The 21714-nt window shown below is 65.3% G+C and carries 22 protein-coding genes; 11 read left to right on the top strand and 11 right to left on the bottom strand.

The annotated features are described in order from the left end of the window. From AC3WMA_RS27030 to AC3WMA_RS27045, 4 genes are all read left to right on the top strand, one after another. Positions 1 to 231: DNA translocase FtsK (locus AC3WMA_RS27030; protein ID WP_492288344.1), on the top strand; the 231-nt coding region annotated here is incomplete at its 5' end. Positions 232 to 418: 187 nt separating this feature from the next. After that, on the top strand, positions 419 to 1264 hold the full coding sequence (locus AC3WMA_RS27035) for a LolA family protein (RefSeq protein WP_492288345.1): 846 nt from the start codon (positions 419 to 421) through the stop codon (positions 1262 to 1264). 81 nt (positions 1265 to 1345) lie between these two features. Further along, positions 1346 to 2161: an exodeoxyribonuclease III gene (gene xth / locus AC3WMA_RS27040; RefSeq protein ID WP_492288346.1), complete on the top strand. Its 816-nt coding sequence runs from the start codon at positions 1346 to 1348 to the stop codon at positions 2159 to 2161. Positions 2162 to 2277: 116 nt separating this feature from the next. Continuing rightward, positions 2278 to 3195 carry an EamA family transporter gene (locus AC3WMA_RS27045; protein WP_492288347.1) on the top strand — a complete coding sequence of 306 codons (918 nt, stop codon included), beginning with the start codon at positions 2278 to 2280 and terminating at the stop codon, positions 3193 to 3195. A gap of 9 nt (positions 3196 to 3204) precedes the next feature. Here AC3WMA_RS27045 and AC3WMA_RS27050 read toward each other — a convergent pair whose 3' ends face one another. Both AC3WMA_RS27050 and AC3WMA_RS27055 read right to left on the bottom strand, forming a co-directional pair. Beyond that, complete coding sequence (locus tag AC3WMA_RS27050; protein WP_492288348.1) at positions 3205 to 3669, bottom strand: cyclic nucleotide-binding domain-containing protein; 465 nt, start codon at positions 3667 to 3669, stop codon at positions 3205 to 3207. 3 nt (positions 3670 to 3672) lie between these two features. Then, the gene (locus AC3WMA_RS27055) at positions 3673 to 4359 is read right to left on the bottom strand and encodes a response regulator transcription factor (RefSeq protein WP_257735408.1); all 687 of its coding nucleotides are present in this window, start codon (positions 4357 to 4359) and stop codon (positions 3673 to 3675) included. A gap of 83 nt (positions 4360 to 4442) precedes the next feature. On the opposite strand from AC3WMA_RS27055, the gene AC3WMA_RS27060 reads away from it, so the two are divergent. Together AC3WMA_RS27060 and AC3WMA_RS27065 are read left to right on the top strand one after the other, a co-directional pair. Further along, positions 4443 to 5009: a L,D-transpeptidase family protein gene (locus AC3WMA_RS27060; RefSeq protein ID WP_492288349.1), complete on the top strand. Its 567-nt coding sequence runs from the start codon at positions 4443 to 4445 to the stop codon at positions 5007 to 5009. 104 nt (positions 5010 to 5113) lie between these two features. After that, positions 5114 to 5497 carry a glyoxalase superfamily protein gene (locus tag AC3WMA_RS27065; RefSeq protein WP_492288350.1) on the top strand — a complete coding sequence of 128 codons (384 nt, stop codon included), beginning with the start codon at positions 5114 to 5116 and terminating at the stop codon, positions 5495 to 5497. Between the two features lie 72 nt (positions 5498 to 5569). Here the strand turns inward: AC3WMA_RS27065 and AC3WMA_RS27070 are convergent, their stop codons facing one another. After that, complete coding sequence (locus AC3WMA_RS27070; RefSeq protein WP_492288351.1) at positions 5570 to 6235, bottom strand: YggS family pyridoxal phosphate-dependent enzyme; 666 nt, start codon at positions 6233 to 6235, stop codon at positions 5570 to 5572. A gap of 153 nt (positions 6236 to 6388) precedes the next feature. Here AC3WMA_RS27070 and leuS point away from each other — a divergent pair, with 153 nt between their 5' ends. The 3 genes from leuS to holA are packed head-to-tail and all read left to right on the top strand — an operon-like array spanning position 6389 to position 10568. Then, positions 6389 to 9013 carry a leucine--tRNA ligase gene (leuS, locus tag AC3WMA_RS27075; RefSeq protein ID WP_492288352.1) on the top strand — a complete coding sequence of 875 codons (2625 nt, stop codon included), beginning with the start codon at positions 6389 to 6391 and terminating at the stop codon, positions 9011 to 9013. Next, complete coding sequence (locus AC3WMA_RS27080) at positions 9000 to 9533, top strand: hypothetical protein (protein ID WP_492288353.1); 534 nt, start codon at positions 9000 to 9002, stop codon at positions 9531 to 9533. The genes leuS and AC3WMA_RS27080 overlap by 14 nt, the downstream gene beginning before the upstream one ends. A 6-nt stretch (positions 9534 to 9539) precedes the next feature. Next, entirely contained in the window at positions 9540 to 10568 is a 1029-nt protein-coding gene (gene holA / locus AC3WMA_RS27085; protein WP_492288354.1) for a DNA polymerase III subunit delta, read from the top strand. Between the two features lies 1 nt (position 10569). Here holA and AC3WMA_RS27090 read toward each other — a convergent pair whose 3' ends face one another. The 8 genes from AC3WMA_RS27090 to hemE form a co-directional block, all read right to left on the bottom strand. Next, a complete protein-coding gene (locus AC3WMA_RS27090; protein ID WP_492288355.1) occupies positions 10570 to 11451 on the bottom strand; it encodes a ParB/RepB/Spo0J family partition protein in 882 nt (293 codons plus the stop codon). A 30-nt stretch (positions 11452 to 11481) separates the two neighbouring features. Further along, positions 11482 to 12312, bottom strand: coding sequence for a ParA family protein (locus AC3WMA_RS27095; RefSeq protein ID WP_257735416.1), 831 nt, complete (start codon positions 12310 to 12312; stop codon positions 11482 to 11484). Next, complete coding sequence (rsmG, locus tag AC3WMA_RS27100) at positions 12309 to 12956, bottom strand: 16S rRNA (guanine(527)-N(7))-methyltransferase RsmG (RefSeq protein ID WP_492288356.1); 648 nt, start codon at positions 12954 to 12956, stop codon at positions 12309 to 12311. The genes AC3WMA_RS27095 and rsmG overlap by 4 nt, the downstream gene beginning before the upstream one ends. After that, positions 12953 to 14839, bottom strand: coding sequence for a tRNA uridine-5-carboxymethylaminomethyl(34) synthesis enzyme MnmG (gene mnmG, locus AC3WMA_RS27105; protein ID WP_492288357.1), 1887 nt, complete (start codon positions 14837 to 14839; stop codon positions 12953 to 12955). The genes rsmG and mnmG overlap by 4 nt, the downstream gene beginning before the upstream one ends. A 65-nt stretch (positions 14840 to 14904) precedes the next feature. Continuing rightward, positions 14905 to 16218, bottom strand: coding sequence for a tRNA uridine-5-carboxymethylaminomethyl(34) synthesis GTPase MnmE (mnmE, locus tag AC3WMA_RS27110; protein WP_492288358.1), 1314 nt, complete (start codon positions 16216 to 16218; stop codon positions 14905 to 14907). Positions 16219 to 16808: 590 nt separating this feature from the next. Continuing rightward, positions 16809 to 18074, bottom strand: coding sequence for a transcription termination factor Rho (gene rho, locus AC3WMA_RS27115; RefSeq protein ID WP_492288359.1), 1266 nt, complete (start codon positions 18072 to 18074; stop codon positions 16809 to 16811). 225 nt (positions 18075 to 18299) lie between these two features. Continuing rightward, complete coding sequence (hemJ, locus tag AC3WMA_RS27120) at positions 18300 to 18722, bottom strand: protoporphyrinogen oxidase HemJ (RefSeq protein WP_492288360.1); 423 nt, start codon at positions 18720 to 18722, stop codon at positions 18300 to 18302. Between the two features lie 11 nt (positions 18723 to 18733). Then, complete coding sequence (gene hemE, locus AC3WMA_RS27125; RefSeq protein WP_492288361.1) at positions 18734 to 19768, bottom strand: uroporphyrinogen decarboxylase; 1035 nt, start codon at positions 19766 to 19768, stop codon at positions 18734 to 18736. Between the two features lie 491 nt (positions 19769 to 20259). Between hemE and AC3WMA_RS27130 the strand changes: the two genes are divergently transcribed. Together AC3WMA_RS27130 and AC3WMA_RS27135 are read left to right on the top strand one after the other, a co-directional pair. Further along, complete coding sequence (locus tag AC3WMA_RS27130; protein ID WP_492288362.1) at positions 20260 to 21090, top strand: pyruvate, water dikinase regulatory protein; 831 nt, start codon at positions 20260 to 20262, stop codon at positions 21088 to 21090. Continuing rightward, positions 21087 to 21713: a Maf family protein gene (locus AC3WMA_RS27135; RefSeq protein WP_492288363.1), complete on the top strand. Its 627-nt coding sequence runs from the start codon at positions 21087 to 21089 to the stop codon at positions 21711 to 21713. Before AC3WMA_RS27130 ends, AC3WMA_RS27135 begins: the two co-directional genes overlap by 4 nt. Position 21714: the final 1 nt, after the last annotated feature.

Raw genomic sequence — 21714 nt, forward strand, 5'->3', positions numbered from 1 at the left:
AAGACCGGCATGGGTTCGGTCGAGAGCGACGACCCTTACGAGCAAGCGGTCGCGGTCGTGCTGCGCGACAAGAAGGCCTCGACCTCCTACATCCAGCGCCGCCTCCAGATCGGCTACAACCGCGCCGCATCCATCATGGAGCGCATGGAGAACGAGGGCATCGTCGGACCCGCTAACCACGCCGGGAAACGCGAGATCCTGGTCGAAGGCCAGAATCAGCACGACGAATGAGGCTTGCGACGCCGGGCGCCCTTGCGGCAACCGGCGCCAGTCCTCAAATTGCCATGACGATGCTGCAACCTCCGCAGCAGGCCAGACGTTGAGGCGGAAAGACCAGATCGGGAAATCGTCCGGCTTCCCGCCTCAGCGATCTCTAGGCCTCGGCAGGAACGGCCGCGGCATAAGGAATGGAGCAGCCTTGCTCGACAGATTGACCCCGGCCTTCCGGGCTTCGGTTCTGGTGACGACGCTGGTCGGATGCGCGCTCGCGGCCGGCCCGCTGGCGGCGCAGCCGCTTCAGCTCCAGCCGCCGAAGCCTGCCGCCGCCAAGCCCGCCCCGCGCCTCGTCCTGCCGCCGCCACGGCCCGCCGGCCTCGGCGAGACGCGCACTGCCGCGACGGAAGCCGCCCCGATCCAGGCCGCAGCGACGAACGCCCCTGCCGCATCAGTCCCTGCCGCCGAGGTGGCCAAGCCAGCCGCTGCTCCCGCCAGGGGCAAGCAGGCGCCGCCTGCGACCCAGGAAGAGGCCGTCGAGCGACTCAACACCTATCTCAACAGCTTCCAGACCCTGCAGGGCAATTTCATCCAGCACGCCGCCAATGGCCGGCGGCTGGAGGGGCGCATCTATATCCAGCGCCCCGGCAAGATGCGCTTCGAATACGAGCCGCCGACCACCACGGAGGTGATCGCGGACGGCACCTCGGTCGCCGTGCGCGACAAGCGCCTCGCGACGCAGGACATCTATTCGATCGGCCAGACACCGCTGAAGTTCCTCGTCCGCGAGAAGATGGACCTCGCCCGCGAGGGCACGCTGAAGGGCGCCAGCATCGACGGCGACCTGCTCACGGTCCGGCTGGAAGACCGCTCGACGCTGGGCGGCACCTCGAAGATCACGCTCAAGTTCGATCTCGTCGCGAACGAACTCCGTCAATGGGTCGTGGTCGATCCGCAGGGTTACGAGACCGCGATCTCGCTTTACAATCTCGACACCCGCCGCCGGCCCGATCCGCAGAATTTCGTGATCGACTACCAGCGCAAGCTCTGAGCGCACATGGAGGCCGAAAACGGCTTGCCTTTTGCTGCCTGACGACCCAGTTTCCGGCCTCCTCCCTGCCGGAATCCTCGCGTGCAACTCACCGTCACCAGCTGGAACATCAATTCCGTTCGCCTGCGCATCGGCATGGTCGGGGAATTCCTGACCGCCCACGCCCCCGACGTACTCTGCCTGCAGGAAACCAAGACGCCGGATGAGCAGTTCCCGGCCAAGGCCTTCCACCAGCTCGGCTATGTCCATCAGGCCTTCATCGGCCAGAAGGGCTATAACGGCGTCGCCATCGTCTCGAAATTGCCCTTCAGCGAGAAGGAGGCGATGTCGATGTGCGGCCGCAACGACGCCCGGCACATGACGGTGACGCTCGACAAGGCCGCCGGTCCTGCTGCCGGCATCGCCATCCATAATTTCTACATCCCGGCCGGCGGCGACCTCCCCGATCCCGACAAGAACGACAAGTTCGCCCATAAGCTCGCCTTCCTCGACGAGATCGGCGCCTGGGGCGTGACGAAGAAGCCGACCGACCGGCCGGCGATCCTGCTCGGCGACCTCAACATCGCGCCTTATGAGCACGACGTCTGGAGCCACAAGCAGCTCCTCGACGTCGTCAGCCACACGCCGATCGAGACGACGACGCTGGAGAAGCTGCGCAGCGAGCTCGGCTGGACCGACGCGGCCCGTACGCTGCGGCCCGAGCCCGAGAAGCTCTATTCGTGGTGGAGCTACCGCGCGCAGGACTGGGCGGCCTCGAACAAGGGCCGCCGGCTCGACCATATCTGGCTCTCGGACGGGCTGAAGCCGGCTTTGCGCGATCTCACCTTCCTGCGCGAGGCCCGCGGCTGGGAGCGCCCCTCCGACCATGTCCCGGTCACGGTGACGCTGGAGCTCTGACGGGCCCGCGCGGCGCTTCATGCCGTAGCGGCCGCTCAGCCATGCCGGCCCGTCCTAACCGGCGAACAGGCCTGCATGGTATTGGCCGGCGCAAGTTCTCCGGCGAAGCCAGTCCCGTGCAGCCAGCTCTCCCCACGACACTCTCATTCCGCGACGGGCTGCTCATACTGGCCGTCATGGTGGTCTGGGGCACGAATTTCGTCGTCATCCATATCGGCGTCGAACATTTCCCACCGCTGCTCTTCGCAGCTTTGCGCTTTACCTTCGCGCTCCTGCCGGCGGTCTTCTTCCTGAAGCGGCCCGACGCACCCTGGAGCAAGCTCGCCTCCTATGGCGTGCTTATCGGCGCCGGGCAGTTCGGCCTGCTTTTCTTCGCCATCAAGGGTTACATCGCGCCGGGCCTCGCCTCGCTCGTCGTGCAATCTCGGCCCTTCTTCACGATTCTGCTGGCGGCCGCGATCACGCATGAGCGCGTGCAGCCCTTCCAGATCGCGGGCCTCCTCCTTGCGGCCATCGGCATTGGCGTGATCCTCTGGCACACCGACGGCTCGACCACGCCGCTCGGCATCGTCCTCGTGCTCGGCGCGGCGTTGTGCTGGGCTGCCGGCAATATCGTCGCGCGCAGCACGCCCAGGGTCGATATGCTCGCCTATGTCGTCTGGACGAGCCTGTTCGCGATCCCTCCGCTCCTTGCACTCTCTTGGGCGATTGAGGGCTGGCCGGCGATCCGCATGGGCCTCACCGAAGCTCCGGCAGCCGCCTGGGCCGCCGCGATCTGGCAGGCGGTCGGCAATGTCATGTTCGGCTATGCCGTCTGGGGCTGGCTGCTCTCGCGCTATGCCGCCGCCACCGTCGCGCCGACATCCCTGTTGGTCCCGATTTTCGGGATGGGCGCCGCGGCGATCTGGCTCGGCGAGCCCCTGCCCGGCTGGAAATTCCTCGCGGCCGGGCTGGTGCTCTCCGGCTTGTGCCTCAACAGCCTCTGGCCGCGCTTCGCCGCGATCCGGGCGGCAAGGCATCCGCGCTCGTCCTAAGTGACCGCGCTACGTCCGGTCGATCGCGTCCAGCGCTTCCTGCACCGCCGTGAGCTCGCCGACGAAGTCCTGCAACCGGGCCCCGATCGCAGCGGCGATGGCCTCGGCCGAATCAGGTGATTCGCCGAGCACGCGCCGCATCACGCTGCGCGGCAGCCGCATCACCTGGGTCGGCTCGCGCGCGATCGCGGTGACCTGGCGGGGGACGGAGGTGAACAGGGCGAGCTCGCCGATCATCGCGCCGGGGCCGACGATCTCGGTCGCAGGTTTGCCATCCTCCTGCGCCGTCAGCGCGACCGCGCCCGACACCACCAGCACCGCGCCGTCAGACGGCTCGCCGGCGCGGAACAGCACGTCGCCGGCGCGCAGGATCCGGCTTTCCGCCGCGAAGGCGAGCAGCCTCAGCGCATCGCGATCCATCAGGCTCAGCAGCGGCTGCCGGGCCAGCAGGGCCATGTCCTCGTCGAGCGCCATCCGTCAGGGATTCAGCCGGTAACCGCCGGCATCGGTGACCAGCAGGCGGGCATTGCCGGGATCCGGCTCGATCTTCTGGCGCAACCGGTAGATATGGGTTTCGAGCGTGTGCGTCGTCACCTGGCTGTTATAGCCCCAGACCTCCTGCAGCAGCACCTCCCGCGCGATCGGCTTGCGGCCGGCGCGATAGAGGAAGCGCAGGATCGCCGTCTCCTTCTCGGTCAGCTTGGTCTTCGAGCCCTTCTCGCTGACGAGCAGCTTGGAACCCGGATGGAAGGTATATGGCCCGACCTGAAAAATCGCGTCCTCGCTCGCCTCGTATTGCCTTAAGTGGGCGCGGATGCGCGCCAGCAGCACGGCGAACTTGAACGGCTTGACCACATAGTCGTTGGCGCCGGCCTCGAGCCCGAGCACCGTATCGGCGTCGGAGCCCTGCGCCGTCAGCATCACCACCGGGCTCTTGAAGCCGTTCTTGCGCATCACCTTGACCGCCTCGCGGCCATCCATGTCGGGCAAGCCGACATCCATGACGGCGAGATCGACGCGGTCGCCCTGCACGGCCTTGATGGCCGCCGTCGCGGTATCGGCCGTCGAAAGCCGGAACTCCTCGTACAGGGAGAGCTGCTCGGACAGCGTGTCGCGCAGGGTCTGGTCGTCATCGACCAGCAGGATATGATGGACGGCGGACATGGATGGGGTTCGCTCGAACGCAGGGATTGCGGCAACATGAGCCTGCTGAGTCGTCATCGCAAGTGAGGCCGCCTGGAAATCCCGTGAGAAACCGTTCGAACAATCCGGCCGCGCCGCATGACGGACCGCGCAATCTCACCGCCCTGCGGGTGTTTGCCTCGGTCCATGATCGCCGCAAAGGCTTCCTCGTCGCCGGCAATGCCATCTTCCCCTGCGCGCTCGGCCGCTCCGGCATCGGCACCGTCAAACGCGAGGGCGACGGCCGCACACCGCGCTTCGACCTGCCTTTGCGCAGCGTTTTCTACCGGGCCGATCGCCTTTCACGGCCGCGCACCCTCTTGCCGCTGAAGCGGATCGGGCCGCGCGACGCCTGGTGCGACGACCAGAAGGACCGCCGCTACAATCGCCTGATCGACCGCCCGCCGGGCGAGGCCGAGGAACGCCTCCAGCGCGAGGATCATCTCTATGATGTGATCGTCGAGCTCGGCTGGAACGACCGCCCGGTGCAGCGCGGACGCGGCAGTGCGATCTTCTGGCACCTCGCCCGCGCCGGCTTCACGCCGACGGCCGGCTGCGTCGCCGTCGAGGGCCATGTCTTCGCCAAGCTGCTGCCACGGCTGGCCCGCCATTGCCGGATCGTGGTGAGGTGAGCTAGGAGAGACGCGGGCACCGTCTCGATCATATCTTCGGATCAGGCTGCTGCGTTCCCGGGCACCGTCTCGCGGCGCGGCACGATCCCAGCCAGAGATTTGCGATGACTGATTCGGTTTCCTCGTTCCGCTTCGGGCGGATCGCCGCGATGCTGCCCGTGGCCGACATGGCCCGCGCCTGCGATTTCTATGTCAGTGCCCTCGGCTTCCGGAAAACCTTCGAGAACGGCGACCCCGTCGGCTTCATGATCCTGAAGCGCGACGCGGCAGAGCTGCACCTCACGCTCCAGCCAGGCCACAAGGCGGCGGATTTCAACGTCGCCCACATGATGGTCGAGGATATCGACGCGGTGCATGCCGTGATCCGCGCGCACGGCCTGCGCATCGTCAAGGGCCTGCGCGACAAGGATTACGGCCTGCGCGCCTTCGTCTTCGAAGACCCGGACGGCAACCGCATCGATGTCGGCGAGCCCTTGAAGCGGGCTTGAAACGCACTGTCATCCCGTGCGCGCTGCGGCATAGAATGCCGCTGCGCGCACGGGATGACGGCCTGGTTGACGCTACCCCCGCGCGCCGAAAATCGCGCTGCCGACGCGGACATAGGTCGCGCCGAGCTGGATCGCCGCCTCGTAATCGGCGCTCATGCCCATCGACAGGCCCTTGAGCCCGTTGCGGGCGGCGATCTTGGCCAGCAAACCGAAATGCGGCGAGGGCGGCTCGTCGGCCGGCGGGATGCACATCAGCCCCTCGATCGCGAGACCGTGAACCTCGCGGCAGCGGGCGATGAAGGCATCCGTCTCGGCCGGCAGCACGCCGCCCTTCTGCGCTTCCTCGCCGGTATTGACCTGCACGAAGAACCGCGGCGCCTTGCCCGCCCGCGCGATCTCACGCGCCAATTCCTTCGCTAGGCTCTCCCGATCCAGCGACTGGATGACGTCGAAGAGCTCGACCGCCTCGCGCGCCTTGTTCGATTGCAGCGGGCCGATCATGTGCAGTTCGGCATCCGGAAAACGTTCCTTCAGCGCCGGCCATTTCGCCTTGGCTTCCTGCACATAGTTTTCGCCGAAGATGCGCTGCCCGGCTTCGAGCACCTCGGTGATCTGCTCGGCCGGCTTGGTCTTCGAGACCGCGACCAGCGCGACCGAGCCAGCTTCACGCCCGAAATCGCGCTCGGCGCGGCCGATCGCCGCCCGAATCTCCGCCAAACGCGTAACCGTATCGCTCATCTGCCAGCCTCTCATGCCCTGCACGCCGTTGACCGCGTGCGCGCAATGGTGTCCTAGAGCAGGTTGCAAGATTCCGACATCCGGTTTTTGCATTCAGCCCCTGCGCCGGCCTGCCTCCGGGAGCCGGCAAACCCGCAAGAATTGCCCGCTGACATGGCCGTCGAACGCTACAATCCGAAAGAGTCCGAGCCGAAATGGCGCACCGTCTGGGAAGAGCGCAAGCTTTTCGAGACGAGGAACGACGACACCCGGCCGAGCTACTACGTCCTCGAGATGTTCCCCTATCCGTCGGGGCGCATCCATATGGGCCATGTCCGCAACTACGCGATGGGCGACGTCGTCGCGCGCTACAAGCGCGCCAAGGGTTTCTCGGTGCTGCATCCGATGGGCTGGGACGCTTTCGGCCTGCCGGCCGAGAACGCCGCCAAGCAGAAGAAGGTCCATCCGCGCGAATGGACCTACGAGAACATCGCGACGATGCGCAAGCAGCTCAAGTCGATGGGCCTGTCGCTCGACTGGAGCCGCGAGCTCGCGACATGCGACCCCAGCTACTATCGCCACCAGCAGAAGATGTTCCTGGACTTTCTGAAGGCCGGGCTGGTCGACCGCAAGACCGCCAAGGTCAACTGGGATCCGGTCGACGAGACCGTGCTGGCCAACGAACAGGTCATCGACGGACGTGGCTGGCGCTCGGGCGCATTGGTCGAGATCCGCGAACTGACCCAGTGGTTCTTCAAGATCACCGAATATGGCCAGGAGCTGAATGACGCCCTGGAAGGCCTGACCCGCTGGCCCGAGAAGGTCCGGCTGATGCAGAAGAACTGGATCGGCCGCTCGGAAGGCCTGCTGGTTCGTTTCGCTCTCGAATCGAATGGGGCCGGACAGGACGAGGTCGAGGTCTACACGACACGCCCCGACACGCTGTTCGGCGCGAAATTCGTCGCCATCGCGCCCGATCATCCGATCGCGAAGTCGATCGCCGCGAAAAGTCCATCGCTGCAGGCCTTCATCGACGAGTGCAAGCGCACCGGCACGGCGCAGGAAGCGATCGACAAGGCCGAGAAACTCGGCTTCGACACCGGCCTGCGCGCCGTCCACCCGCTCGATCCGAACTGGACGCTGCCGGTCTATGTCGCCAATTTCGTCCTGATGGAATACGGCACCGGCGCTATCTTCGGCTGCCCGGCGCATGACCAGCGCGACCTCGACTTCGTCAACAAGTATGGCCTGGGCAATATCCCGGTCGTCGCGCCCGAGGGCACCGACCCGGCGGGCTTCGTCATCACCGACACCGCCTATGACGGCGACGGCCGGATGATCAATTCCCGCTTCCTCGACGGCCTGACCATCGCGGAAGCCAAGGAGGAGGTCGCCCGCCGCCTCGAAGGTGAAACCCGTGGCAATCGCCCGGTCGGCCAGCGCAAGGTCAATTTCCGCCTGCGCGACTGGGGCATCTCGCGCCAGCGCTACTGGGGTTGCCCGATCCCGGTCATCCATTGTTCCGCTTGCGGAACGGTGCCGGTTCCGGACGCCGATCTCCCCGTTCAGCTGCCGGACGACGTCTCCTTCGAGAAGCCGGGCAACCCGCTCGACCATCATCCGACCTGGAAGCATGTCGCCTGCCCGCAATGCGGCAAGGATGCCCGCCGCGAGACGGACACGATGGACACTTTCGTCGATTCGTCCTGGTATTTCGCCCGCTTCACCGACCCGTGGCGGACGGAGAGCCCGACCGACCGCAAGGCCGTCGATCGCTTCCTGCCGGTCGACCAGTATATCGGGGGCGTCGAGCACGCGATCCTGCACCTGCTTTATTCGCGCTTCTTCACCCGCGCGATGAAGAAGACCGGTCATGCCGGCCTGGATGAGCCCTTCGCCGGCCTGTTCACGCAAGGCATGGTCGTGCACGAGACCTATCGCGCCGCCAATGGCGACTGGGTCGAGCCGGGCAATGTCCGCATCGAGGTCTCCGGCACTGACCGGCGCGGCTTCGATGTCGATACCGGCGCGCCGATCGAGATCGGCGCGATCGAGAAGATGTCGAAGTCCAAGAAGAACGTCGTGGACCCGGACGATATCATCGCCTCCTACGGTGCCGACACCGCGCGCTGGTTCATGCTCTCGGATTCGCCGCCGGATCGCGATGTGATCTGGACCGACGAGGGCGTCCAGGGCGCCGCCCGCTTCGTCCAGCGCCTCTGGCGCCTGGTCGCCGAGATCGCCGAGCGCACCGGCGGCAAGGCCGACAGGCCCGCCGCGATCGGCGAAGCCGCGCTGGCCCTGCGCAAGGCGAGCCATCGCGCGCTCGACGCCGTCGGCGCCGATATCGAGCGCCTCGGCTTCAATCGCTGCGTCGCCCATATCTACACGCTGACCAACGCCATCGGTAAGGCACTCGACGGCGCTGCCGAGAAGCCCGAACTCGATGCCGATATCGCCTTCGCGCTCCTTGAGGCTGCCACGATCGTCACCCAGCTTGTGGCGCCGATGATGCCGCATCTGGCCGAGGAATGCTGGCAGGCACTCGGCCTGAAGGGCCTCGCCGGCGAGGCGTCCTGGCCGGAGGTCGATCCCGCGCTGCTGAAGGATGACAGCATCACGCTGCCGGTCCAGCTCAACGGCAAGAAGCGCGCGGAGGTGACCGTGGCCGCGGATGCCGATACGGTGGCGGTGGAAGCGGCCGTACGCGCCAACGACGCCGTTCAGCGGGCTCTCGAAGGGCGCCCGATCCGCAAGATCATCGTGGTTCCCGGGAGAATCGTGAATGTCGTCGTCTGAAGCTGCCCGCCCTCGCCGCGTCCTGCTGGCGGCCGCGCTGACGGTCGCCGCCCTCGCCGGCGGCTGCTTCCAGCCGCTCTATTCCGACTACACCACCAGCACCGTCGGCGGCAGCGTCAAGACGGCACTGCGCGGCGTCGAGATCCCGGAGATGAAGGGCCTGATCGGCCATTATTTCCGCAACGAGCTGGTCTTCGAGCTCGACGGCAGCGGCGACGCCGACGGCCCGAGAACCTCGAAGCTTGAAGCGGCCATCGCCGAATCGGTCGAGGTCGTCACCGTCGACTATGCCAATGGCCGCGCCGATTCGGCCGTCCTCGTCGCGACAGCGACCTGGAAGCTGACCCAGAACGGCACCGGCAAGGTTCTCGCTTCCGGCACGAATTCCGTCCGCGTTCCCTATGAGCGCTCCTCGCAGCGCTTCGCCACCGTGCGTGCCGCGCGCGATGCGCAGGTCCGCGCGGCAAAGAACCTCGCCACCATCGTCCGGGGCCAGATCGCCGCCGACCTCGCCTCCTGACGCATCATGGTTGCGATCAAGGCGCACGAGGCCGAACGGACCCTCGCACGGCTCGATCCCGCCTGGCGGCTGGTCCTGATCTACGGCCCCGATGCCGGCCTCGTCTCCGAGCGGGCGGCGGGTTTGGCGCGCGCCAGCGTCGATGATCCCCAGGACGCCTTCCAGCTCATTCGCATGGATGGCGACGCGATCGCCTCCGATCCGCTCAAGCTCGCCGACGAGGCCAACACGATCGGCCTCTTCGGTGGCCGCCGCGCTATCCGGGTCTCCCCCACCTCGAAGCCGCTGCTGGCGGCACTGGAGCCTTTGCTCGCAACCCCGTCGCAGGATGCGCTTGTCATCGTCGAGGCCGGCGACCTCCAGCGCAACAATCCCATCCGCACCGCCTGCGAGAAAGCAAAGACCGCCCTCGCGATACCCTGCTATGGGGATGCGGCGCGCGACCTCGGCTCGATCATCGACGAAATGGTCCGGGCTGCCGGCAAATCAATCGACCGCGTCACGCGCGATCACCTCACCGGCCTGCTCGGCGGTGACCGGCAGACATCGCGCCGCGAGATCGAGAAGCTCTTGCTCTATGTCGGCTCTGACCCGGCCGTGCAGGTCGAGCATGTCGACGCCGTGGTTGGCGACACCGCCCAGCGCGAGCAGGCCATGCTGGTCGATGCGGTGTTCGCCGGGAAGCTGCCGGTCCTCGACCTCGCCCAGGCCAAGCTCAGCAGCGAGGGGCTCGACCCCGGCGTCATGCTGGGCGCCGTGTTGCGGCAAGCCCTGACGCTCCTGAAGGCGCGCCAGTCCATTGATGCCGGGAAAGGGCTTCGCGACGTCGTCGCGACGATGCGCCTGCCCTATCCGCGCATCGCGACGACGGAAGCGGCGCTGAATGCCTGGTCCAGCGCGAAGCTCAGCGAGGCCGTCGGTCTGCTGGGCAATGCCGTGCTGGCGACGCGCCAGAACGCCGATATGGGCCGGGCCATCGCGACCCGGGCCCTCTGGACGCTCGCACGGCTCGGGCGCGCCGGCCGCGGAGAGTAAGTCAGGACTTCAGTCGATGGCAGAGCGCGTCGAGCTGCTCGAGCGTCTTGTAGCCGATCTTGATCTCGCCCGAGCCGTTCGCCCGATGCCCGATCGAGACCGATAGGCCGAGCGCCTCCTCCAGTGCCTTTTCCAGAGCCCGCGTGTCAGGGTCCTTCACGGCCTTCGGCTTGCTCGGCGCGGAGCTCCTGGTCTCGCCGCGCGCTTCTTCCTGCACGATCCGCTCGATATCCCGGACGCTCAGACCATCATCGATGATCTTCTGCGCCATGAATTCCGGATCCGAAACGGACAGCAGCGCACGGGCATGGCCGGCGGACACCGCACCTTCGCTGACCAGCTTGCGCACCGGTTCCGGCAGCTTGGACAGGCGCAACGTGTTGGCGACATGGCTGCGGCTTTTGCCGATGACACGGGCCAAGTCATTCTGCGTATAGCCGAATTCGGCGATCAGGCGCTCATAGCCCGCCGCTTCCTCGATGGCGTTGAGATCCGTGCGCTGCACGTTCTCGACGATGGCGATCTCCAGCGCCTCGCGATCATCGGCTTCGACCAAGAGCACCGGAACGTCGTGCAATTCGGCCCGCTGGGCCGCACGCCAGCGACGCTCGCCCGCGATGATCTCGTAGGCGTCCATCATTCCGGGAATGGAACGAACGATGATCGGCTGCAGGATACCGCGCTCGCGGATCGAGGTGGTCAGATCCTCGAGATCCTCCTCGACGAAGTTGCGACGCGGATTACGAGCGCTCGGCCGCAGAAATTCGACCGGCACACGACGCTGGCCGCGAGCCCGCTCGATCGCCCCGATCTCGTCACCGACATCGCCGATCAGTGCCGCCAGACCGCGGCCAAGGCGGGAACGCCCCTGTTCTTCGGCCATCGCCATCCTCATCAACCTCTAAGTTTTTTCTTAGGCCGCGGCCCGCAGGGCGCGCTCACGCTTGATCACTTCCGAAGCGAGCCGCAGATAGGCCTGCGACCCCGAGCAGCGCAGATCGTAGAGCAGCGCCGGCTTGCCATAGGAAGGCGCCTCGGAAATCCGCACGTTGCGGGGGATCACCGTCTCGTAGACCTTGTCGCCGAGGAAGCTCCTCACATCGGCCATGACCTGGCCCGACAGGTTGTTGCGCGGATCGAACATCGTCAGCACGACACCCTGGATGATCAGGCGCGGATTGAGGCCGGCCTTGACCTGCTCGACGGTCTTGAGCAGCTGGCTCAAGCCCTCCAGGGCGAAGAATTCGCATTGCAGCGGGACCAGGACCGCATCCGCTGCCGTCATCGCATTGATCGTGATCAGGCTGAGCGAAGGCGGGCAATCGATCAGGATATAGGTCAGGTCCTGACAGCGTTGATCATAGACCAGCTCGTCGATCGCATTCTTCAGGCGATGCGCCCGGTCCTTTGCCGATGCGATCTCCAGTTCGACGCCGAGGAGATCGAGCGTCGAGGGGGCCAGCGACAGGCCGGGCACCGCTGTCGGCTGCAAGGCCTGCCCGAGGCCGACATCGCCACAGAGCACGTCATAGGTCGAGGATTTGCGGCTGCGACGATCGACGCCCAGGCCCGTCGAGGCATTGCCCTGCGGATCAAGGTCGACGATCAGCACCTTCTCGCCGATGGCCGCCAGGGCCGTGCCGAGATTGATCGCCGTTGTCGTCTTGCCGACGCCGCCCTTCTGATTCGCGAGCGCAATTACGCGCGGGCGGCGCGGTGTCGTCACGGATGTGAGCTCAGTCATGGATCGGCTCGTCTCTCCGCCGAGCGTACCATCAGGATTCGCGCGGCATCGTCGGTCACGGAGGAAACCGTTGTCGCTTGAATCTTCCAATATCTTGCCGAGTCGGTCAATTCCGCATCTAGATGTTGTCCCTTGGGAAAGAGACCGAGTGTGCCATTTCTCAACAGCTCATCGCACCAGCCGAGCAATTGGGGCAGGGGGGCCAGTGCCCGGGCCGTCACCACGTCGACCTTGCCGGTGAAATCGCCGATCACATCTTCGATACGAGCGGCATGAACCTTGACCGGCGCGCCCGTCACACGGGCCGCATGACGCAGGAAGGCGCATTTCCGGGCATTGCTCTCGACCAGATCGATCTGGCCCTTGCCTTGCTCCGCCAGGCAGATGCCGATCACAAGTCCGGGAAAGCCGCCACCGGAGCCGAGATCGAGCCAGCGCTGGCGGCCCTCGGCCAGGCCGAAAATCTGGAGGGAATCCGCAATGTGGCGCGTCCAGACATCGGCGAGCGTCGCTGAGGAGACGAGATTCTTCGCCGCCTGCCAGCGCCCGAGCTCCGTGACGAGGAGGGCGAGGCGCTCCTCTGTTTCACGTGAAACAGGCGTCAAGCTCAAAGCGCGCTGACGGTCGCTTTTATCAACAGTCACGGTGAACCTGTGGATAATACGGGAGCCCGGCTCTTCCGGGCGTGAGCCGCGAGCAAGGTCAGAGCCGCCGGCGTCATGCCTTCGATCCGCCCTGCCTGAGCGAGGTCGGCCGGGCGCTGTGCCGCGAGCTTGAGCTTGAGTTCGTTCGACAGGCCGGAGATCGCATCGAGGTCAAGATCGGCCGGAACCTTGAGCGATTGATCGCGGCGATAGGCCTGAATCTCCGCCGCCTGCCGATCGAGATAGACCGCATAGACGGCATCCGCCGTCACGCGCGCCACGACCGGAGCGGCATAGTCGTTCAGCTCCGGCCAGACTGAAGCGAGCTGCTCGAAGCCCACATCCGGATAGGACAGGATCTGGTAAGCACTGCGACGCAGACCGTCGTGATTGAGTTGCAGGCCGACGGCCTGCGCCTGCTGCGGCGTCAGCGAGAGAGCCTTCAACTTGTCCCGCAGGACAGAGATATCCCTGTTGCGGGCCTCGAATGCGGCCTGCCGGGCAGAGCCGACAACGCCCAGCTGCAAACCCAGAGGCGTCAAACGTTCGTCGGCATTGTCGACGCGCAAGGACAAACGGAATTCCGCCCGCGACGTGAACATTCGATACGGCTCCGTAACGCCATGCGTCACGAGATCATCGACGAGCACGCCGATATAGGATTGCGTGCGATCGAATACGGTAGCCTCAGCCCCGCCTGCCATCCGCGCCGCATTCAGGCCAGCGAGCAGACCCTGAGCGCCTGCCTCTTCATAGCCGGTCGTGCCGTTGATCTGCCCCGCCAGAAAAACCCCGGCGATCGCGCGCGTCTCCAGCGTATTCTTCAGGGCGCGCGGATCGACGAAGTCGTACTCGATCGCATAGCCGGGCCGCAGCATCGCCGCTCGTTCGAGGCCCGGAATCGTCTTCAGCAGGTCGAGCTGGACATCCTCGGGCAGGGAGGTCGAGATGCCGTTCGGATAGACCGTATCGTCGTCGAGACCTTCGGGCTCCAGGAATATCTGATGGCCGTCGCGATCACCGAAGCGTCCCACCTTGTCCTCGATCGACGGGCAATAGCGCGGTCCGCGGCCTTCGATCTGGCCAGAGAACATCGGAGCGCGATGCAGATTGGCCCGAATGAGGTCATGGCTTGCCAGCGTCGTCCGGGTGATCCCGCAGGAAATCTGCGGATTGGTGATCGCCGTTGTCAGCGAGGAGAACGGCTCGGGCGGCTCATCGCCCGGCTGCATCTCAAGCGCCGCCCAATCGATGCTGCGCCCGTCGAGGCGCGGCGGCGTCCCGGTCTTCAGGCGGCCGAGCGGAAAGCCATGGCGCTCCAACGTGGCCGACAGCCCCATCGACGGGGCTTCGTCCACACGCCCGGCCGGAATGCGCCTCTCGCCAATATGGATCAGGCCGCGGAGGAACGTCCCTGTCGTCAGCACAACCGTTCCGGTAGCGAATCGACGTCCATCGGCAAGGATCACGCCGGTAACGCGGCCAGCTTCCACCTCAAGGTCGAAAACCTCACCCGCCACGATATCCAGATCGGGTTGCACCGCCAGCAGATCCTGTACCGCCTGCCGATAGAGCTTGCGATCAGCCTGAGCGCGAGGACCACGAACGGCCGGGCCCTTCCGGCGATTGAGCATGCGGAACTGGATGCCACCCAGATCGGCCGCCCGCGCCATGATGCCGTCGAGCGCGTCGATCTCGCGAACGAGGTGCCCCTTGCCGAGCCCACCGATGGCGGGATTACAGGACATCACGCCGATGGTTTCCGGCTTATGCGTCACGAGGGCGGTGCGGGCACCGTAGCGTGCCGCGGACGCGGCAGCCTCGGCTCCGGCATGGCCGCCGCCGACGACGATGACGTCGTAGTTCTGCCGTTGAGTTGACATGCGGTTTCGCTATCGAAGCCGGGCGGGCGGGTCAACGAAAACTGCCGGCACGGACCGCGCAGGCTTCACTTTCCGATACAGAATCCCGCAAAAAGCCGATCGAGCACATCCTCGACATCGATCCGCCCGACAAGCCGCTCCAGCGCGACCACGGCCATGCGGATATCCTCGGCAAGCAATTCGCCTTGACCGTGCTGCGCCGTCACAGCGCGCTCCAGCGCCGCAATCGCGTCGGTGACCGCGACGCGGTGGCGTTCCCGTGTGAGGAGGGCCGGCTCTCCAGAAGAAAGCCCCTGGAGTCGCGCGACGATATCCGCAAGCAACTCGGCCAGACCCTCGCCAGTCTTGATGGAAATGGCGCGCTCTCCCGGCAGAACCTGGCCGGTCAGGTCGGATTTTGTGGCGATCGCCAGCAGATTGGCTTCGTTCTCGATTCGATACGGGTCCGAATCGACACCACGCAGGCCGAGGACGAGATCCGCCCGCTCGACCAGCGCGCGAGCCCGTCTGACACCTTCCGCCTCGATCGGGTCGTCGCTGTCACGCAGGCCCGCGGTGTCGATCAGGATGACCGGGATTCCCGCCAGGTCGAGCCTGACCTCCAACGTGTCGCGCGTCGTTCCCGCGATCGGCGAGACGATCGCGACATCGCGGCGGGCGAGCGCGTTGAGCAGGCTCGACTTGCCCGCATTGGGCGGGCCAGCCAGCACCACGACAAACCCCTCACGGACGCGCTCCCCCATGACGAAACTGCCAAGGGCGCTCTTCAGCGAAGCCAGCACATCCGAAGCGAGATCGAGCGCCTGCTCTTGCAGCGGCCCGGAAACATCGCCCTCGTCGGAAAAGTCGAGCTCGGCTGCCAGCAGGCTCATCGCGTCGATCAAGGTCGCACGCCATTCTAGGGTCAGCGTGCCCAGCGCGCCATCCATCTGGCGCAGCGCCTGCTGGCGCTGCCATTCCGTTTCCGAATCGATCAGGTCCGCCAGGCCTTCGACGGCGGCAAGGTCGAGCTTGCCCGCCTCGAAAGCCCGTCGGGTGAACTCGCCGGCCTCGGCCAACCGCACATCCGGCAACGCCGTGAGGACCGCGAGCAGCCGCGCCAGGATCGCCCGCGAGCCATGAACATGAAACTCGGCGACATCCTCGCCGGTAAAGCTGGCCGGGGCGGCAAAGAACAGAACCAGCGCGCTATCGATGGCCGCGCCTTCGTTATCGACGAGCCGACGCAAGGTTGCGGTTCGGGGCTCCGGAACCAGTCCTGCAAACGTTTCGAGAACGAATCGAACGCGCGGCCCGGAAACCCTGACCACCGCCACGCCTGCTTTACCGGGTGCGGAGGACAGGGCCACGATCGTCGTAAGGGCGTGCTGAGCCATCATTCCTGCCGCGTGCCGGGGAGGCGGCTTCTTGGACGAGCTTCCCGCTAACATCAAGGTCCGAACGGAAGGTGAGCCAGTCGGCCGGGCTGCGGCGCGACAGGCCAGGGCGCGAACGGTATGACTCCGCGGAAAACCGAAGCACTACCGGTCATACCCTTCCTTTCGCTTCAGGTAGTACTATCGGTATGACCGAGATCTGGCCCAATGCGGCCCGGGCTCTGGAGGCCAGAGATCTCCCGAAAACGCGCTTCGCGCGCCAGTGTCGATAGCGCCATACCTGAAAGAGGGTCGGTCTCGCTAAGCTTCTATCGAGCGAAACGGAAGCACCCGCAGCCATCATCGCTAGCTCGATGTCGACATGCCCTCTCGTGGTATGACCCGGCTAGACCAAGTCTGCGTAGGATTGCAGAGGTCTCGACCAAGTCTGGCGGCAAACCGTCCCCATGCAGTTCGTCTCGTCTCCGAATCGAATGCAACTGACGAGCCGCAACCTGACGTCCAAGGCGCTTTCGGAGCACCCAGAAACAATTTCGCCGCCGCACCGGGATCGGTACGGCGGCGAATCGAAACGCCAGAAAGTTTGCTGACCGTCAGGTGTTCATCGAGTCGAAGAATTCCGAGTTCTGCTTGGTCTGGCGCAGCTTGTCGATGAGGAACTCGATCGCGTCCTGCGGACCCATCGGGTTGAGGATGCGGCGCAGCACATAGGTCTTCTGCAGATCGGAGCGCGGCGTGATGAGCTCCTCCTTGCGGGTGCCGGACTTGAGGATATCGATCGCCGGGAAGATGCGCTTGTCCGCGACCTTGCGGTCGAGCACGATTTCCGAGTTACCCGTGCCCTTGAACTCTTCGAAGATCACCTCGTCCATGCGCGAGCCGGTATCGATCAGCGCAGTCGCGACGATGGTCAGCGAGCCGCCTTCCTCGATATTGCGGGCGGCGCCGAAGAAGCGCTTGGGGCGCTGCAGGGCGTTGGCGTCGACACCACCGGTCAGGACCTTGCCGGAGGACGGCACGACGGTGTTGTAGGCGCGGCCGAGGCGGGTGATGGAGTCGAGCAGGATCACAACGTCGCGGCCATGCTCGACCAGGCGCTTGGCCTTCTCGATCACCATCTCGGCGACCTGGACGTGGCGGGAGGCTGGCTCGTCGAAGGTCGAGGACACGACCTCGCCCTTCACCGAGCGCTGCATGTCCGTGACTTCTTCCGGACGCTCGTCGATCAGCAGGACGATCAGATAGCACTCGGGATGATTGCTGGTGATCGACTGGGCGATGTTCTGGAGCAGAACCGTCTTACCCGTGCGCGGCGGCGCGACGATCAGCGCGCGCTGGCCCTTGCCGATCGGGGCGACGATATCGATGACCCGCGGCGAGAAATCCTTCTTCGTCGGGTCCAACACCTCGAGCTTCAGGCGCTCGTCCGGATAGAGCGGCGTCAGGTTGTCGAAATGGATCTTGTGCTTGATCTTCTCCGGGTCCTCGAAATTGATCGAGTTGACCTTGAGCAGGGCGAAATAGCGCTCGCCATCCTTGGGGCCGCGGATCGGTCCCTCGACCGTGTCGCCGGTGCGCAGGCCGAACTTCCGGATCTGCGACGGTGAGACGTAGATATCGTCCGGTCCGGGCAGATAGTTCGAATCGGAGGAACGCAGGAAGCCGAAGCCATCCTGCAGGACCTCGACGACGCCCTCGCCCAGGATCTCGGTCTCGCGCGCGGCGAGCTGCTTCAGGATGGCGAACATCAGCTCCTGCTTGCGCATGGTGCTGGCGTTCTCGACCTCGACTTCCTCGGCGAAGGCCAGGAGTTCGGTCGGCGACTTGCTCTTGAGCTCTTGAAGCTTGATTTCCCGCATGGGGCACCCGGATCGTGAACACCCTGCCGACAAACAGGGGAGAGGACGGTACTGGATTGATCGACTGAGTCGGTCCTGTCCGGACCTGCGCTTGGGTTGCGCGACATGAGCTGCTGCAAGGGCAGGCGGCTCACGAACAGTCGACAACAAGGGAGGACGCTGGAGAAGCGTAGCGCCCTGATAGCGGGAATCCGGTCCGGGCTCAAGCGGAAAGCGCGACGGGCCTCAGAACGGCTTCACGATGACGAGAATGACGATACCGACCATCAGCACGGCCGGGATCTCGTTGAGGATGCGGAAATAGCGCGGCGACTTGACGTTCCGGTCATTGGCGAAGTTGCGGACATGCTTCACCAGCACGCCATGGATGCCCGACAGCAGGAACACGAGCAGGAGCTTGCCGTGCAGCCAGCCGCCCTTGAAACCGAAAGCGTACCAGGCGAGGTAGAGACCCAGAACCCAGGTGACGATCATCGCCGGGTTGATGATGCCCTTGAGCAGCCGGCGCTCCATGATCTTGAAGGTCTCGGACTGAATCGAGCCGGTCTGCGCCTCCGCATGGTAGACCATCAGGCGGGGCAGATAGAGCATGCCGGCCATCCAGGAGATGACGGCCATGACATGGAAAGCCTTGATCCACTCGTACATCGTCTGAGCCCTCAGCCCCGTACCCGTTTCAGCAAGCGCTCGACATGCGCGATCGGCGTATCCGGCAGAATGCCGTGGCCGAGATTGAAGATGAAGGGCCGGTCTCCGAACACTGTCAGGATGGCATCAACCTCCTGCTCCAGCTCAGGACCGCCCGCGCGCAGCACCAGCGGATCGAGATGGCCCTGCACCGGGACCTTCGACTGGATGGCGTCGCGGGCAAAGCTCCGGTCGATATCGGTTTCGAGCCCGACGGCATCGACACCAGTCCCGGCGATGTAATCAGGGATCAGGCGCCCCGCCCCGCGCGGGAAGCCGATGATCCGCGCCTGCGGATGCACTGCGCGCACGCCCTCGACGATCCGGCGCGTCGGTTCGATGCACCAGCGCCTGAAATCATCCGGCCCGAGCGATCCCGCCCAGCTGTCAAAAATCTGCACGGCATCGACGCCAGCTTCGATCTGCGCATTCAGATAAGCGACCGACGACGTGACAAGCCGATCGATGATCGCCTGGAACAACATGGGATCGCGACCGAACAATTCCTTCGCCGGTCCTTGATCCGGCGTGCCGCGGCCGGCAACCATATAGGTCGCAACCGTCCAGGGCGCTCCACAGAAGCCGATGAAGCCGGTTCCAGAGGGCAGGGCAGCCCGCACCCGCCGCACCGTCTCCAGGATCGGATCGAGCCGGCTCTGATCGGCCTCGCGATCGATCTCGGCCAGACGTGCTGCATCGGCCACCGGCTCCAGCCGCGGCCCTTCACCTTCGGCGAACCAGAGCTTCTGCCCGAGCGCCTGCGGGGCGACCAGGATATCCGAGAACAGGATCGCGGCATCGAAGCCGAAGCGCCGGATCGGCTGGAGGGTCACCTCGGCCGCCCATTCCGGATTGTAGCAGAGCGACAGGAAGCTCCCAGCCTTGGCGCGAAGCTCACGATACTCCGGCAGATAGCGCCCAGCCTGACGCATCAGCCAGATCGGGGGGATCGGCAAGGCTTCGCCGCCGAGCACTCGGATCAGGGCAGGGATATCGCTTTTCGTCATGCCTGCCGGGCCATCCATCCCGCTATCTCTCAAATAAGATTCCTAGAGAGAATCTTTTGTTTTGACTCTTGGAGGCAGGGAGATAGCCCGCCGCAATTTCGTCCACAACTGATCCACAGCCACTGGGACAGCGAGTCGCGGGCCGGGAAAGCCTGCGACCACCTGTTAAGGCTTTATTAACGAATTGGAATCGGCAGTGGCCCTGCCGGCTTCCAAAATGATTCACGTGAAACACTTTCTTTACCATTCACAGCCGGCGGGCTGTTGATGGTTCCGGGGGGTTATACAGAGCCGCCGGCTGGCTCCCGTTTTATGTCCACTTGTCCACACTGCTCCCCATGGCCCGGGAAAACCCGGCCACTCCGGGAACGGGCCCGTGATGACACTCTGCCGGTCTGGAAAAACCGAGCCGGCATCAATTCGCCTCGGGACGATTCCGGTCCGGCCCAAAGCGCGCTAGAGGATAGGGACGCTTCAGGCCGGGGGATGCCGTGGTCCGCAATTATTTCCATCTGCATCTGGTCTCTGATGCGACGGGCGAGACGCTGATCGCGGTCAGTCGGGCCGCGGCCGCGCAATATGAAAGCGTCTCGGCGATCGAGCATGTCTATCCGCTGGTGCGCTCTGAGGCGCAGCTTGCCCGCGTTCTCGCCGAGATCGAGGCCTCGCCCGGTGTCGTGCTCTACACGCTGGTCGAGCCGGAATGGCAGGAGAAGCTGGAGAATTTCTGCCGCGAGCTCGGCTGTCCCTGCCTCTCGGTGCTGCAACCTGTGCTCTCGCTGTTCCAATCCTATCTCGGCCAGGCCCAGGCGACGAAGCCCGGCGCGCAGCATGTGCTCAACACCGAATATTTCCGCCGCATCGACGCGATGAACTACACGCTCTTGCATGATGACGGGCAGATGGGTGGCGATCTCGACAATGCCGATGTCATCCTGGTCGGCATCAGTCGCACCTCGAAGACACCGACGAGCATCTATCTCGCCAATCGCGGCATCAAGACCGCCAACATTCCACTGGTTCCGAACATCCCGCTGCCGCCCGAACTGGAGAAGGCCAAGAAGCCGCTGATCGTCGGCTTGATCGCCAGCGCCGACCGCATCGTCCAGATTCGCCAGAACCGCCTGCTCTCGCTGCGGGCCGACGACGACACGTCCTATGTCGATCCGACTGCGGTGGCCGACGAGGTCACGCAGTCGCGCCGTCTCTGCGCCCGGAAGGGCTGGCCGGTCATCGACGTGACAAGGCGCTCCATCGAAGAGACGGCGGCTTCGATCCTCGACCTGCTCCGCGACCACCGCATGAAGTTCATCGCGACATGAGCGCCTCGTCCGGCCTCTGGCTCGCCGCCGAGCCCTTGATCCTCGCCTCCGGCAGTGCAACCCGGCGCGATATGCTCCTGGCCGTCGGCATCCCGGTCGAGGTCGTGAAGCCGGACATCGATGAACGCGCCGTCGAGAAGCCGCTGGTCGATCGTGGCGTGCCGGCCGATCAGGTCGCGGCGGCCCTGGCCTGCGCCAAGGCGCTCGCCGTCTCGCGTGATCGCCCGGGCCGCCTCGTCCTCGCCGCCGACCAGACGCTGACCTGCGATGGCGTCGCCTTCCACAAGCCGGCGGATCTGGCGGCGGCGCAACGGCAGATCGCTGCGCTCGCCGGCCGGACCCACGAACTCCACTCCGCCTTCGTGATCGCACGCGATGGTGCGCCGCTAGCCGAAGAGCTCGAGGCGGCCCGCCTGACGATGCGCGCTCTCCAGCCCGATTTCATCGCGCGCTATCTGGCCGTTATTGGTTCGGCTGCTCTGTCCAGTGTCGGCGGCTATCAGGTCGAAGGGCCGGGCGCTCAGCTCTTCGACAGGATCGAAGGCGACCATTTCACCATTCTCGGCCTGCCGTTGCTGGCGGTGCTTACGGCGTTGCGCGATCTCGATTGCCTCGCCCGCTAAC

Source organism: Allobosea sp. FW305-C-101 (assembly GCF_058783685.1).